Below are 12,360 nucleotides of genomic sequence, written 5' to 3' on the forward strand. Positions count from 1 at the left end.
ATTTTATGGAATGGGATCCGCTTATACCGAGAAACTCTCGCCACAGGCACATGTACGGCTTGCATTTGGATTATGGAATTCAAATCCTTTTCCGTCCAACCCATCGGAGTAATCAAGTTCCGTTCCCGCTAAATAGAGGAATGATTTGATATCCAAACAGATTTTAACTCCTTTATCTTCGAAAAACTGGTCTCCCTTTTTTTCCTCATTATCGAAATTCAGTTTATAGCTTAAGCCTGAGCAACCACCACTTTCTACAGCAACACGCACAAAGTAATTGTCGTCATATTGCTCATCCTTCATGATTGCCTCGATACGAGTTTTTGCTTTATCAGTAACTGTAATCATAGTTGTATCTTTGTCTACAACAAAGATACATACAATATCGCTATATTTCGTCTGCTCTTAAGTTTTTAGAATGTCATAAATTAACTGATCAATCCAGCCTTATAAAGTTGCCATATGGGCGATTGATCTCTTATTTTTTGTACAGCCTCTTTGATTAATTGTGCGCATTGTAGGATTTCTTCATCTGTGGTCAATATACTTAGACTAAATCTGATTGCAGAAAGTGCATCTTCTTTGGATATACCCATGGCGAGCAGTACATGTGAGGGTTCCCTTGATCCGGTAACACAGGCGGAGCCGGAGGATAGGGCCAAAGTAGGACAGGCGGTCATAATCTCGCTTGCGAGCACATGCTTGAAACTGATATAGCTTGTCGTCGGTAGGCGGAGGGTATTTTGCCCATGTATAATAATTTCAGGAATATCAGCCAGTTCGGCTTCCAATAGATCCCGATATGCCCGAACGATTGTATAGGCTTGTGGGTTTAGCATAGAGATCGCCTTTCCAAAGCCGACGATGGCCGGAACATTGTAGGTGCCCCCCCGAAAACCATTCTCCTGACCACCACCTAAAATTAATGAAGTAAGCTGAATGGGCTTTGATTTGCGTCGGATATAAAGTGCACCAATTCCTTTTGGGCCATGAATTTTATGTGCACTCAGACATAAAAGATCAATAGGAAGCTGCTGGAGGTCGATCGCAACTTTTCCGATTGCTTGTGTGGCGTCGCAAAAAAATAGAATATCTTCTTTATTGCAGATGGAGGCCACCTGTTCGATCTCAGTCAGTACACCAGTCTCATTATTCGCAGCCATCAGACAGATTAATATGGTTTTGGCGGTAATGGCATTTTTAAGATCATCCAAGACTATGTGCCCCTGACTGTCAACGGGAAGATAGGTGATTTGAGCCCCTTGTTTGCTCAGTTGTTCACAGCAGCTTAATACTGCTTTATGCTCTGTAGTGGCTGTAATGATATGATTTCCTTGAGACCGGTATTTATCAAATACACCCTGCAGTACGGTATTGATGCTTTCGGTAGCTCCGGAATTGAAAAAAATTTCCTTTGGCGTACAATGTAAAGCCTCGGCGACTTGCGCTCTGCTCTGTTGAATCGCTGCATTTGCGGCTCTACCCATCTGGTGATAAACACTGGACGCATTTGCATAATTTTGGATGAAATATGGGATCATCTCCTGCCATACTTCATCCAAAATTCGGGTGGTTGCATTGTTGTCCAAATATAGGATATCCTTCATCAGCATAAAGATAAGGATAATGATGTTTATGCAGAAGCTTTCACATCAACTTCCTTCTTTTTGACATTGGGATCATAGCGCAATCCCGGCGTCAGCCAATACATCAAAATGACACGTGAATATCGGTAATTGAAAGGAGACATTAATACAACACTTAATATAGCAACAGTCGCATAAAGAATGAAGGACGAATCATTGCCGGTAAGGATGTAAGTTGCCATACAGGCCGTCACCATCTCTGCGATAGCAAATGCATAGGTGACATACATCGCACCATAGAAATAACCCGGCTCACGCTCATAACGGAGACCACAGTATTCACAATGACTGTTCATCTTTTGTACCTTTAGGCCATAGGCAGGGCCTTTGTAGACATGACCGACTCTACATCTTGGACATTTTGCTTGCCATGCGGCTTTGAATTCCGATAGTTCGTATTTAACTTCTTCCATAGTTATAGTTGTTTTCTGAACTCCTCGGGTGTGAGATCAGTGGATTTTTTAAAAAATTTGGTGAAATAAGAGTTGTCCTTAAACTGCAATTCATTTGCAATTTCAGTGATATTTAAATTTCGATTAATTAACAGTCGCTTTGCTTCCAGGACAATCCGGTTGCGGATGATCTCTCCAGCGGACTGACCGATATAGGATTTACAGATCGCATTCAGGTGATTTGGGGTGATAAATAGTTGATCCGCATATACACTCGGTAATTTGGTAGATTTAAACTGTTGTTCAACCAATTGCTGAAAGCTATTGAATATTTTATGATTATAGGGGTTGCTTCCGTCTTTTTGTTCCTTTTCTGAACAAATGGAGACATATAATAGAAATTGGAGTAGCAGTGTACGGATATAATCTTCGGATAGGCCGCTAGACTTCGCCGATAAGATTTCATCCAGAATATTCGTTGCCTGAGCACGACAAGGTCCTTCCAGTTCAAAAATTAAATGCTCAATTTTGCCCTGTAGGAAACTGAAACGCTCCAGATAATCTGTACGTAATAAAAACGATTGGAAATAGTCGACCGAAAAATTGACGACATAGCCTCCTTCATCGCCGACAAAATTCCAGGTATGCACTTGACCCGGAGCCATGAAGTAGATTTGAAAGGGTTTAATTTTATAATGATTGAAATCGATGATGTGATCACCTGAACCTTTCGTAAATAATACAAAATGAAAAAAATTGTGCTTGTGAGGAAACACCATATTCGCATGTTTGATGACGTATTCACTTAAGTCATCAATATGGATAGTTGTTTTATTGTTGAGATCGAGACTGCAACTATCTATAATAGGAATGGTGTTTTTTCTATTCATACTACAAAGTTAGCTCAAATATTCTTTTTATAGTGGTGTTAATTTGGTCTTTTGTGGTATTTTTCAACGATTTTAATATTTTGAAAGGTAAGTTTGGATGTTGGAACAATCCTTGTTTCAAAAAGCATGGAAATATATTTAATAAACATGGAAAGTAATTTAAATAGTCTAGGGACTAGATTTGGACGATTGACCGATATCGTCATTGATTCAATACCAGGTATTATAGGTGGTATTATTTTATTGATTATTGGCAAATATGTTATCGATCTGGTCAACCGATTATTGCACAAGCGTTTTGAGAAGAGAAATGTTGATCCTTCAATACGTGCATTTATCTCCAGTATCGTAAGGATTGTGATGTGGGTGATGTTGATGTTGACCGTTGCCAGTCAGATTGGCATACAGACGACCTCCTTTATAGCGGCATTGTCTGCCTTTGGTTTGGCTGTCGGTATGGCACTTCAGGGAAGCCTAAGCAACTTTGCCGGTGGGGTGTTGATCCTGATGTTTAGACCTTTCGAAGTAGGAGACTACATCTCAAGTGCGAATGGTACAGCAGGAACTGTCGAGCGGATTGATATTTTATATTCAACATTGATTGGTGACGATGGCGTGCGAATCTTTAGTCCGAATGGTCCATTAGCTAATTCGGTGATCAAGAATTATACAAAAATCGTTCAACGGATGTTTGAATATACTGTAAGCATATCGTACGATAAGAACATAAAGGACGCAAAGGATATTATCCTTCGGGTGCTTCGCTCGAATGAGACCGTTTTGACTACACCCGAACCGACAGTATTTGTGAAAGAACTGGGAACGAGCGCTATTGTGTTGACCGTAAGAGCATGGACAAAGCGCGAGCATTATTGGCCGGCAAGGAATTCAATGCAGGAAAAAATTATGCTTGAACTGGAACGAAATGATATGAGTGTAGCTCCGAATCCAACACAGATCAGCATTATTTCTAATGGGAACGATCAGGGAAAACAAGTCAAAACAGATATTTAATCATCTGCCAGGGCACGAATAAGAATAAAGTACCGGTAGGCTAATATGGCCTGTTGGTACTTTTTTAGTTTCAAGGGATCCTGCTTCCCATATTTGGGAAGGATTGCTTTATTGAGCTTATTCAGGAACTGAAAGAAATGTCGTTTCATGAATATACTTCTGGATTTATAGTTTGTGGCATCTTTTCACCTTTGATCGCTGCCAATAAATTGCTTGCCGCCATTAGGGCCATATTGTCTCTGGTTTCCACAGTTGCAGATCCGATATGCGGTAGAATACATACATTTTCAAGATTCAGTAGTGGGTTGTCTGCTGCCATGGGTTCAGGGTTTGTGACATCGAGTCCCGCTCCCCATAATTCACCTGTGCGTAAAGCATTGGCGAGGTCTTCCTCCTGCACTAATCCGCCACGTGCCGTATTGACCAGAATCGCGGAGTTTTTCATGCGCTTAAATGTATCCCGATTAAATCTATTGGATGTCTCCGCTGTGAGTGCAGCGTGAATGGAAAGCACGTCACTTTGGGTTAACAGATCATCAAAGTTGACATATCTCGCCCCCAAGATCCGTTCAGCCTCCAAGTTACGCCCACGGTTATAATAAATGATTTCCATATTATAAGCAGCCCTTGCTTTACGGGCAAATTCAAGACCGATCCGTCCAAGCCCATAGATACCCAATGTTTTATTATTGAGTTCAATACCCAGATGTGCTGTGGGGTCGAAACCTTTCCATTGGCCTTGCAAAATCTGTTTGTGATTGAAGAAAGCTTTCCTGGAAACGGCCAGCATCAATAGGAAAGCAACATCAGCTGTAGCGCCAGAAAGCACACCTGGTGTATTGCTCACAGGGATACCATATTTCGTTGCTGCAAGGATGTCAACGTTATCGTAACCAACACTCATAAGGGATAACGCTTTAAGATTGGGACAGTTTTGGAAAAATTCTTCGTCAAACTTTTGCATACCACCATTTAGTACATAATCGACCTGTTGTCCTGCCCAGATAAGTTCGGTAGGGGAAAGCGGGGTAGCGGAATCATGTATTGCTACCTCATGTCCAGTTGTCGTTAATAGATCGATACCTTTTTGTGGGATTCGTTTTGTGATAAATATCTTCATGTAAATGTAATGCTATCGTGGAGCCTGTTGTAAAATAAAATTATAAGTGCCCAGTTTATTTGGGCTGTTAATCAAAGTTAATGGTTAACAGTTTGTGTAACAACAAAAAAATAACCCTTTTTATGACAACAAAAAAAGCTATATCGTTGTTTCGATATAGCTCTGATAATAATATTTTGTTTTTTTAAAATGTCTTTTTTCTTGATTCGTATTCGTTTTTTAAGGTATCAATGAGCTGACTACACTTAGTCTATTTGCCTGAAACAACCTGCAGTGAATTTTCATCGCAGTTAATGCAAAAGGCAGGAAGATCTTATTTTGTATGAAGCAGATTGTCTAAAATGCTTTTTCCCTTATCGTCGACAGAGATTGCAGTATTGGACAAGATGACGACGGCACTTTTTTTATCTGGAGACAAGGCGAGGTAGGAGCTGCTTCCTGCTGTACCGCCATTGTGCCAATAAAAAGTAAGATCATCAAGTAGGTTCATGTGCCATGCCAATCCCAAGTCCGTATCAGGAGGGAGAAAGAAAGTAAATAATTTCGTGTTGGCCATCGCATTTTCTAGCGGGCTCTGTGGCATCTTAAACTGTGCATTTACAAATTTAAGCAGATCTTCCACAGTTGATTTTAATCCACCTGCAGCGCTAAAAGTGTCGAAAGACCAAGAGGTTACTTCTTGTCCTTCTTTATTGTATACTTTAAAGGTATCTTTTCTTTTAGGATCTAATACCTGAAAGGTATTATTCATGTCGAGCGGTTTGCAGATGATTTCACGAACAATCTGGTCATATGGCTTTTTATAGATACTACAGATGATATCGCCTAATATTGCATAACCCAAATTGCTGTACTCGTATTCTTCTCCGGGTGTTTTTTTGTTTTTGAAACTGGATAAATAACTATAGAGTGCTTTTTTATCGTATCCTTTGTAGGGATCATTTTGGTTGTATCCTTTTACTTTATCAAAATTGTCGGGAAGTCGTGGGAATCCCGAGGTATGGTTGGCTAACATCTGAAAAGTTATCTTCGCCAGGTCCTCATTCTTTTTTAGTGTATCTGGAAGGAATAATGATATAGGTTGATCCAAGGTAATTGTTCCTTCCTCAACAAGATTTGATAATAGGATAGCTGTAAAGACTTTGCTGAGTGAACCAATTTCATAGGGCGAGGTTTTTGTCGGTAATGTTTGGTTACCTTTTGCGGTCTCGCCGTAAAAATAGGTTTTCGACTGCCCATTTTTAATAATACCTATCGCAAGCGACTGTGTGTTTTGTTGTTTTAGGTAAGAATTTGCAACAGAATCGATGAAAAAATCCTCTTTGTCGACGGCTTTCGTTGCGATCGCAGTCTCAATCGGTTTCTCGGTAATATTTTTGTCTGCTGTAGGTTCATTCAGCTGACTAAAGTGCAGGGTGTTAAACTTGAGTGTCGAATCTGTCGCAAACAATACTTCATAAGTCTGACCGTCAAAATCCAGACGATAGGTTGCTGTACCTTTTTCGAAATTAGTGATATCTGAACTTTTGATCCTTCCCAAAGGGTAGATCTGTCGCAGTATCTGTGTAAACTTTGGAAGACTATATTGTTGTTTATAAGAATTGCTCGCTAGATTATAGGCAGAGTCTGTCATCTGGGAATTGATGAAGAATTCCAATCTATTGTAAACTCCTTTGTTGACCTGTTCTGCTTGATTTGTCTGAGCAAAGGAGTAAGATGTGATGCCCAACAAGATTGCTGTATAAAAATGTTTCATAACCATTGTTAGGCACAAATCTACGGAATGTTTAAATTCCAATCAATTGTTTTAATCGGGCATAGCCTGATTTACTGATATTGAGCTTCTCTCCAGAGATCAGCGCAGCAATATAAGAGTCTTTTTCATAGGGCTCCAATTTAGCCAATTGATCGACTTTGATGATAAACGAACGATGTATACGTACAAACTGGTTTGGATCTAGGGATTTTTCGAAAAACGCCATGGTCTTATTCTTGAGATACATGCCATCTTTGGTATGAATTTTTACGTAGTCATCATAAGACTCTAGGTATTTGACGGTATCAATTGGGATTATTTTGATTTGTGTACCTGTTTTGACAACAATACGGTCGATCTTTGTTTCGTCTTGTGCAGCGAGTACCTCATAGTTAGGTTGGACCTTCTTCTCGGGTGCAGAATAGCTCGACCTAAATTTCTCCAAGGCTTTTTTGAAACGCATCGGGGAGACCGGTTTTAGCAGATAATCCAGTGCATTCTTTTCGAAGGCCTTTAACGCATATTCGTCAAATGCTGTGGTGAAAATAACGGCAGGAGGGTTGTCCACCAATTCGAGCATTTCAAAACCGGTCAATTTAGGCATTTGGACATCCAAAAAAACCAGATCAGGTTCATGTGTCTGGATCGCTTTAACGCCTTCAAAACCATCTCCACATTCAGCCATAATGGTTACATCGGCTTCATTTTTTAAATAGCCCGAAATAATGGAGCGTGCTAAGGGTTCATCATCAATGATAACGACTTTAATCATATTGAGGTATTTTTAGGGTGCTAGTAAATATATTGTCCTGAATCTGTGTCTCCATAAGATCATTTCTTCCATATAAAAGATATAATCTGCGTTGAATACTGGAAAGCCCAAATCCGGTACCTTTTTTAGGACTTGATTGCTCCTCGACATCAAATGGATTGGTAATTTGAATTAGGAGTTGTCCCTCATTCGAGGTGCATTTAATTTGTATTTCGACTTGGTCGGTTATATTGTACAGTCCATGCTTAATGGCATTCTCTACCAAAGGCTGGATGATCATTGCTGGCAATTTATTACTAAATATCTCCTCAGAGGAGGAGATGGAAGTGTTTAGACGATGGCCAAAACGTACTTTTTCAATATCAAGATAAAGTTGTAGATGGTCCAGTTCTTCTTCCAGTGTGATAATCTGATTGTTTTCCTTTCTCATCGTGCCCCGTAAAAAATCAGATAGTTGAAATGTCATATTACGCGCTTCATCCGGATTCGCGCCAATTAGAGCGATGATCGAATTTAAGCTGTTAAATAAAAAGTGTGGCTGCAGCTGCTGCCGTAAATTATAGAGCTCCGCCTCGCGAAGCAGATTTTCGGACTCTTGTTTCCGTTTGATGTTATTGATATTATCTTCCTGGATATTCCAGACGATATTGATAATAGCAACAGAAGTGAGGATAAGGAAGTTAACGATACCACGAAATGGTAGTGTTAAATCCAGTAGCGTGATAAAGTTGGGCTGAATAAAATAGCTCATTATAAAACGGCTCAACCCAGTACTAATGGCGGCCATAATCAGGCCTATAATCAGCACCTTCCATATCTCGCGGGGTTGTGGTGTGTAGAAGTTTAACGCAGAGGACATGCCATAGCAGCAAAACATCATCACAGCACTATTGATCAATGAATCTTTAAATGCCAGCTCGGAATCAAATCCTGAACGTAGCATCAGTAAATATTGTAATGCAAGATATCCGATAAATACGGATATACAAATAATGCCTATTAATCGACTTTTAACACTGAGAGACAGTTTGTTTTTCATCTATTAAGCATTTTTTATCGTTAAATTGCCCAATATACATGTTCCAGTGATATAGATCTTTTTATCGGTGTCAGGATTGTATATCGTCTGAAATCTCCGGTCATCGACAGATCCTAAAATGGAGGCTACATTGCTGAATACCGTCCAATGTGGTGGGATAATAATACGTGCGCTGCCAAATAATTGAAATGTATCGATGACAATTGCCTGTTGGATATCTGCCTTTGTTAGATCCAATTCAATACTTCCGAAGACGTTGGTCAAATTGCCACCTCTAAATTGTTTGGAATAAATGACTTTCTTTTGGCCTGCAAAAATCGTATTCAGATTAAGGCTGTCCTCAAAAGACTGATGAAATGAACTATTATCTTTGTTGCCAAAAGCCTGCGCGTTAGGCGAGGCTTGTTGGCTTGGTCCGTATTGTTCGTTAAAAGGTTTTGCCTCTGCATCGGGGGCTGTGGCGTCCGCCGGAGTATCTGTAGGACTATTGACGCGCTTATCCCAATCGTAAGGATTCTGTGGTGGATTAGGGTAAGCAGGCGGAACCATCGGCGGTTTCCGTTTACTCATGATAAAATAAATCCCAAGCGAAATGATGATAATAGGGACGGTTACTGATCCAAAGTCCGTACGCATCATTCGGGAAATCAGGCTGGCACCACCGATAATCAATAAGATGATTGCCGATTTTTTCTGAAATTGAGAGTTTACGCCAATCACTAAACCAATAATGATCAATATTGTTGGCCAGCTAAATAACCAGTCCGGAAACCAGTCTCCTAAATTCAGGTTATTCAATAATAAGAATATACCTACGATGATGACAATGGCCCCCACGATATTGCGGCTGTTATTGCTGTTTGGTATGATAGGTTCTTTTTCCATAATGTTTTTACTATTTATGACTCAAAGATAGAGGCACAAATAAACTATGCATATTCGCTTTAGGTAATACAACTTATATTTTCGGTAAATGTACTGATTTCGTCGGTAAAAAATCTTGTTGTTTAATTTTTATCGACCGTCGATGGAATGGATATGCCATTTTTACGGTTTATTGTCTTTTTTTTTAATATTATTTGGTGTATTAAAATGAATTATTATATATTTATCAAAGATTAAGATTACTTTAAACTTAAATAACAACCAATGGGAGATTTTGAAAACAAAGAGCGTGAAGAGGTTTTTTCAAAAAAGGTGAGAGCAGGTAAGCGAACTTATTTTTTTGATGTAAAAGCAACTCGATCGAACGATTACTACATTACTATCACAGAAAGCAAGAAGCGCTTTGAGGATGGCCAGTTTATTAAGCATAAGATTTTCTTATACAAAGAAGATTTTGAGAAGTTTGCGGAGGGTTTGACAGATGTTGTAAATTACATTAAGTCTAACCAAGAAGTAATCGAAAAACGTTATGAGCCTAACTTTGACGATGCGTACGCAGAAGAAGCCGATAGTCGTTCAAAAGATGATTTTTCGTTCTAACGTACCCAGGATGAAATCTCAATGAAAAAAGAAATAAAGCCACTCGTGTGGCTTTTTTTATATTCGGACTTTCCTGAGTTTTTGGTTTTATGATCCCCTCATGATAGCTTCGCAATAACGAGGATCTTATATACTGGCTAAAAATTCATTCAATACCCTATTGAACTTTTCGGGTTCTTCAAGATTCGGCAGATGCCCTGATTCTTCAAATTCCATAAATCTAACATCAGGGATATTTTCGATAAGAATGCTCGTCTGCTCTTCGCTCATCAATTTATCGTGTTTGCCTTTAATGACTAGTGTGGGGATAATAATCGTTTTCAGGGAATGTGTCGTGTCTGTCCGGGAAGCCAGGGCGAGTTGTGTTGAACATATACTGGAAAGCTCATTTCTACGGATACAGCTCTTGATGAGTTCAACGGCTTCAGGGTTTTCTCGGATTGTTTTTTCATAGAATACATTTTCCGTAAAACCGATAGCAAACGGTCTTCGGCCATATTTAAGCAATGCCTGTATGGAATCAAATCGTTTTTGTTTGCCTTTATTATCATCAGCAAGGGAGTTGGTGTCACATAAAATTAAACCGGCGAGCTGCTGGCCGATCAACTCATAGGTACGCAAGGCGATATAACCACCCATGGAGATACCGCAGAGCACAACATGATTGAGATCCAATTTCCGGATAAATTCAACAAGATCTTTTGCAAACACATCGACGGAAAAGAAACCATGTCCATTTGTACTGAGGCCATGTCCTCTGACATCTAGGGCAATCCCTGTATATTCCTCGTCAAGATCTAACAATTGTTGTTTCCAGGTATTCTTATTGAAAGGGAACCCATGGATAAATAACACGGTTTTAGGGGCAGGGTATGTTGTGCTAGGACGGATATAATAGGAGATGCTGATATCTCCAATGCGGATTTTGCTGAGTTTTAATTCTCTTTTGCTCATGAATAATAACAATTTGTCAGTGTCTGAAAAAAAAGTTGATATTTTAAATATAATATTATCAACGAGATAAACGAAATGTTGTTTCATAAAGTTAAAAAAAGAGAAAAAATGTTTGTTAAATCGATAAATATATCGATATTTGCATCACCAAAACGGAAAAGGATACGGATTTGTTTTGGTTGCCCAGCGCACCTAGCTCAATTGGATAGAGCATCTGACTACGGATCAGAAGGTTAGGGGTTCGACTCCCTTGGCGCGCACAATATACAGCTTCTGTATTATTAAAAAGAAGCATTCCTAGCTCAATTGGATAGAGCGTCTGACTACGGATCAGAAGGTTAGGGGTTCGACTCCCTTGGAGTGCACAAAAAGCCAATCTTGAAGATTGGCTTTTTTCATAAAAGAAGGTGAAGTAAGCGTAGAATATTTGGGTGTATGGAAACTTCTTTTTGAAAAAAAATTTGTAAAAAAATGAATTCTGACTATATTTGCGTCACCAAAACAAATGGGACAGAGTTCTAAACGTAATGGTTTACTGCGCTCCTAGCTCAATTGGATAGAGCATCTGACTACGGATCAGAAGGTTAGGGGTTCGACTCCCTTGGAGCGCACGACTGAAAAGCCTAGTCATCATCTGTGATTAGGCTTTTATTTTTTAACTCGTTTTAATTTCTTAAATAAAACTATGCTAAACCTTGTAATATTTGGCCCTCCGGGTGCAGGTAAGGGAACTCAATCTGCAAAGCTTATTGAAAAATATCAATTGATTCATATTTCAACTGGTGATATTTTTAGAGCACATATTAAAGGTCAAACGCCACTTGGTCAACAAGTAAGCCAGATTATTGCTGAGGGAAATTTAGTGCCAGATTCGATTACGATAGCAATGCTGGAAGAGGAAGTGAAAAAGAACCCTGAAGCAAAAGGATTTATTTTTGACGGATTCCCACGTACTGTTGTTCAAGCTGAGGCATTGGATGCTTTTTTGGAAGGTGTCAACACGTCAATCTCAGTTGTAATCGCACTGGATGTAAATGAAGACGAACTGAAAGCGCGCATCGCTAAACGTAGAGAGATCTCTGGCCGTTCAGATGACGATGCTGATAAATTGGTAAAACGCATTGATGAATATTTTACAAAAACAATTCATGTGTTGCCTTATTACGAAGCACAAGGTAAATTGTCCAAGGTAGATGGTATTGGCGATATAGATACAATCTTCAAAAACCTAACGGATATTATCGATAATTATTAATTGAAATAAATACTTTTTTAGACTGTAATACATTGTA

General features: G+C 39.3%; 14 protein-coding genes and 3 tRNA genes. 6 read left to right on the forward strand and 11 right to left on the reverse strand.

Annotation, left to right across the window (positions count from 1 at the left end):
• Nucleotides 1-21 precede the first annotated feature (21 nt).
• The 4 genes from AC07UV_RS19115 to AC07UV_RS19130 all read right to left on the reverse strand — a co-directional run bounded on the left by AC07UV_RS19115 (nt 22) and on the right by AC07UV_RS19130 (nt 2,928).
• Nucleotides 22-348, reverse strand: coding sequence for a HesB/IscA family protein (locus tag AC07UV_RS19115; protein WP_282255543.1), 327 nt, complete (start codon nt 346-348; stop codon nt 22-24).
• A gap of 80 nt (nt 349-428) precedes the next feature.
• Nucleotides 429-1,607, reverse strand: coding sequence for a cysteine desulfurase family protein (locus tag AC07UV_RS19120; protein ID WP_282255542.1), 1,179 nt, complete (start codon nt 1,605-1,607; stop codon nt 429-431).
• Between the two features lie 26 nt (nt 1,608-1,633).
• A complete protein-coding gene (locus AC07UV_RS19125) occupies nt 1,634-2,059 on the reverse strand; it encodes a DUF983 domain-containing protein (protein WP_120258463.1) in 426 nt (141 codons plus the stop codon).
• Nucleotides 2,060-2,061: 2 nt separating this feature from the next.
• The gene (locus AC07UV_RS19130; RefSeq protein WP_104382702.1) at nt 2,062-2,928 is read right to left on the reverse strand and encodes a helix-turn-helix domain-containing protein; all 867 of its coding nucleotides are present in this window, start codon (nt 2,926-2,928) and stop codon (nt 2,062-2,064) included.
• A gap of 147 nt (nt 2,929-3,075) precedes the next feature.
• Between AC07UV_RS19130 and AC07UV_RS19135 the strand changes: the two genes are divergently transcribed.
• Nucleotides 3,076-3,942 carry a mechanosensitive ion channel family protein gene (locus AC07UV_RS19135; protein WP_104382701.1) on the forward strand — a complete coding sequence of 289 codons (867 nt, stop codon included), beginning with the start codon at nt 3,076-3,078 and terminating at the stop codon, nt 3,940-3,942.
• On the opposite strand, the gene AC07UV_RS19140 is transcribed toward AC07UV_RS19135, so the two are convergent.
• The 6 genes from AC07UV_RS19140 to AC07UV_RS19165 form a co-directional block, all read right to left on the reverse strand.
• Nucleotides 3,939-4,091: a hypothetical protein gene (locus AC07UV_RS19140; RefSeq protein ID WP_199768590.1), complete on the reverse strand. Its 153-nt coding sequence runs from the start codon at nt 4,089-4,091 to the stop codon at nt 3,939-3,941. The genes AC07UV_RS19135 and AC07UV_RS19140 overlap by 4 nt on opposite strands.
• Nucleotides 4,088-5,062, reverse strand: coding sequence for a 2-hydroxyacid dehydrogenase (locus AC07UV_RS19145; protein WP_495184915.1), 975 nt, complete (start codon nt 5,060-5,062; stop codon nt 4,088-4,090). Before AC07UV_RS19145 ends, AC07UV_RS19140 begins: the two co-directional genes overlap by 4 nt.
• A gap of 313 nt (nt 5,063-5,375) precedes the next feature.
• Nucleotides 5,376-6,818: a serine hydrolase domain-containing protein gene (locus tag AC07UV_RS19150; protein ID WP_495184916.1), complete on the reverse strand. Its 1,443-nt coding sequence runs from the start codon at nt 6,816-6,818 to the stop codon at nt 5,376-5,378.
• A 31-nt stretch (nt 6,819-6,849) separates the two neighbouring features.
• Nucleotides 6,850-7,590, reverse strand: a complete 741-nt coding sequence (locus AC07UV_RS19155; RefSeq protein WP_495184917.1) for a LytR/AlgR family response regulator transcription factor — start codon at nt 7,588-7,590, stop codon at nt 6,850-6,852.
• Entirely contained in the window at nt 7,583-8,629 is a 1,047-nt protein-coding gene (locus AC07UV_RS19160) for a sensor histidine kinase (RefSeq protein WP_495184918.1), read from the reverse strand. The genes AC07UV_RS19155 and AC07UV_RS19160 overlap by 8 nt, the downstream gene beginning before the upstream one ends.
• Before the next feature lie 3 nt (nt 8,630-8,632).
• On the reverse strand, nt 8,633-9,514 hold the full coding sequence (locus AC07UV_RS19165; protein ID WP_495184919.1) for a LiaF transmembrane domain-containing protein: 882 nt from the start codon (nt 9,512-9,514) through the stop codon (nt 8,633-8,635).
• Nucleotides 9,515-9,778: 264 nt separating this feature from the next.
• On the opposite strand from AC07UV_RS19165, the gene AC07UV_RS19170 reads away from it, so the two are divergent.
• Complete coding sequence (locus AC07UV_RS19170) at nt 9,779-10,114, forward strand: DUF3276 family protein (RefSeq protein WP_104382695.1); 336 nt, start codon at nt 9,779-9,781, stop codon at nt 10,112-10,114.
• A gap of 126 nt (nt 10,115-10,240) precedes the next feature.
• Here the strand turns inward: AC07UV_RS19170 and AC07UV_RS19175 are convergent, their stop codons facing one another.
• On the reverse strand, nt 10,241-11,068 hold the full coding sequence (locus tag AC07UV_RS19175) for an alpha/beta fold hydrolase (RefSeq protein WP_495184920.1): 828 nt from the start codon (nt 11,066-11,068) through the stop codon (nt 10,241-10,243).
• Between the two features lie 186 nt (nt 11,069-11,254).
• On the opposite strand from AC07UV_RS19175, the gene AC07UV_RS19180 reads away from it, so the two are divergent.
• From AC07UV_RS19180 to AC07UV_RS19195, 4 genes are all read left to right on the forward strand, one after another.
• Nucleotides 11,255-11,328 (forward strand) — tRNA-Arg (locus AC07UV_RS19180).
• Between the two features lie 31 nt (nt 11,329-11,359).
• Nucleotides 11,360-11,433 (forward strand) — tRNA-Arg (locus tag AC07UV_RS19185).
• A 172-nt stretch (nt 11,434-11,605) separates the two neighbouring features.
• A tRNA-Arg gene (locus AC07UV_RS19190) sits at nt 11,606-11,679 on the forward strand.
• 74 nt (nt 11,680-11,753) lie between these two features.
• Nucleotides 11,754-12,323 (forward strand): adenylate kinase, encoded by a 570-nt coding sequence (locus tag AC07UV_RS19195; protein ID WP_495184921.1) that lies wholly within the window; start codon nt 11,754-11,756, stop codon nt 12,321-12,323.
• Nucleotides 12,324-12,360: the final 37 nt, after the last annotated feature.

Source organism: Sphingobacterium sp. GW821-FHT03E03 (assembly GCF_059420745.1).

Excerpts from the sequence above, each read along its gene's own strand:
- AC07UV_RS19170 (WP_104382695.1), top strand. The coding sequence starts at position 9,779 with ATGGGAGATTTTGAAAACAAAGAGCGTGAAGAGGTTTTTTCAAAAAAG.
- AC07UV_RS19125 (WP_120258463.1), bottom strand. The coding sequence starts at position 2,059 with ATGGAAGAAGTTAAATACGAACTATCGGAATTCAAAGCCGCATGGCAA.
- AC07UV_RS19140 (WP_199768590.1), bottom strand. The coding sequence starts at position 4,091 with ATGAAACGACATTTCTTTCAGTTCCTGAATAAGCTCAATAAAGCAATC.
- AC07UV_RS19175 (WP_495184920.1), bottom strand. The coding sequence starts at position 11,068 with ATGAGCAAAAGAGAATTAAAACTCAGCAAAATCCGCATTGGAGATATC.
- AC07UV_RS19165 (WP_495184919.1), bottom strand. The coding sequence starts at position 9,514 with ATGGAAAAAGAACCTATCATACCAAACAGCAATAACAGCCGCAATATC.
- AC07UV_RS19150 (WP_495184916.1), bottom strand. The coding sequence starts at position 6,818 with ATGAAACATTTTTATACAGCAATCTTGTTGGGCATCACATCTTACTCC.
- AC07UV_RS19155 (WP_495184917.1), bottom strand. The coding sequence starts at position 7,590 with ATGATTAAAGTCGTTATCATTGATGATGAACCCTTAGCACGCTCCATT.
- AC07UV_RS19130 (WP_104382702.1), bottom strand. The coding sequence starts at position 2,928 with ATGAATAGAAAAAACACCATTCCTATTATAGATAGTTGCAGTCTCGAT.
- AC07UV_RS19120 (WP_282255542.1), bottom strand. The coding sequence starts at position 1,607 with ATGAAGGATATCCTATATTTGGACAACAATGCAACCACCCGAATTTTG.
- AC07UV_RS19115 (WP_282255543.1), bottom strand. The coding sequence starts at position 348 with ATGATTACAGTTACTGATAAAGCAAAAACTCGTATCGAGGCAATCATG.
- AC07UV_RS19145 (WP_495184915.1), bottom strand. The coding sequence starts at position 5,062 with ATGAAGATATTTATCACAAAACGAATCCCACAAAAAGGTATCGATCTA.
- AC07UV_RS19135 (WP_104382701.1), top strand. The coding sequence starts at position 3,076 with ATGGAAAGTAATTTAAATAGTCTAGGGACTAGATTTGGACGATTGACC.
- AC07UV_RS19160 (WP_495184918.1), bottom strand. The coding sequence starts at position 8,629 with ATGAAAAACAAACTGTCTCTCAGTGTTAAAAGTCGATTAATAGGCATT.
- AC07UV_RS19195 (WP_495184921.1), top strand. The coding sequence starts at position 11,754 with ATGCTAAACCTTGTAATATTTGGCCCTCCGGGTGCAGGTAAGGGAACT.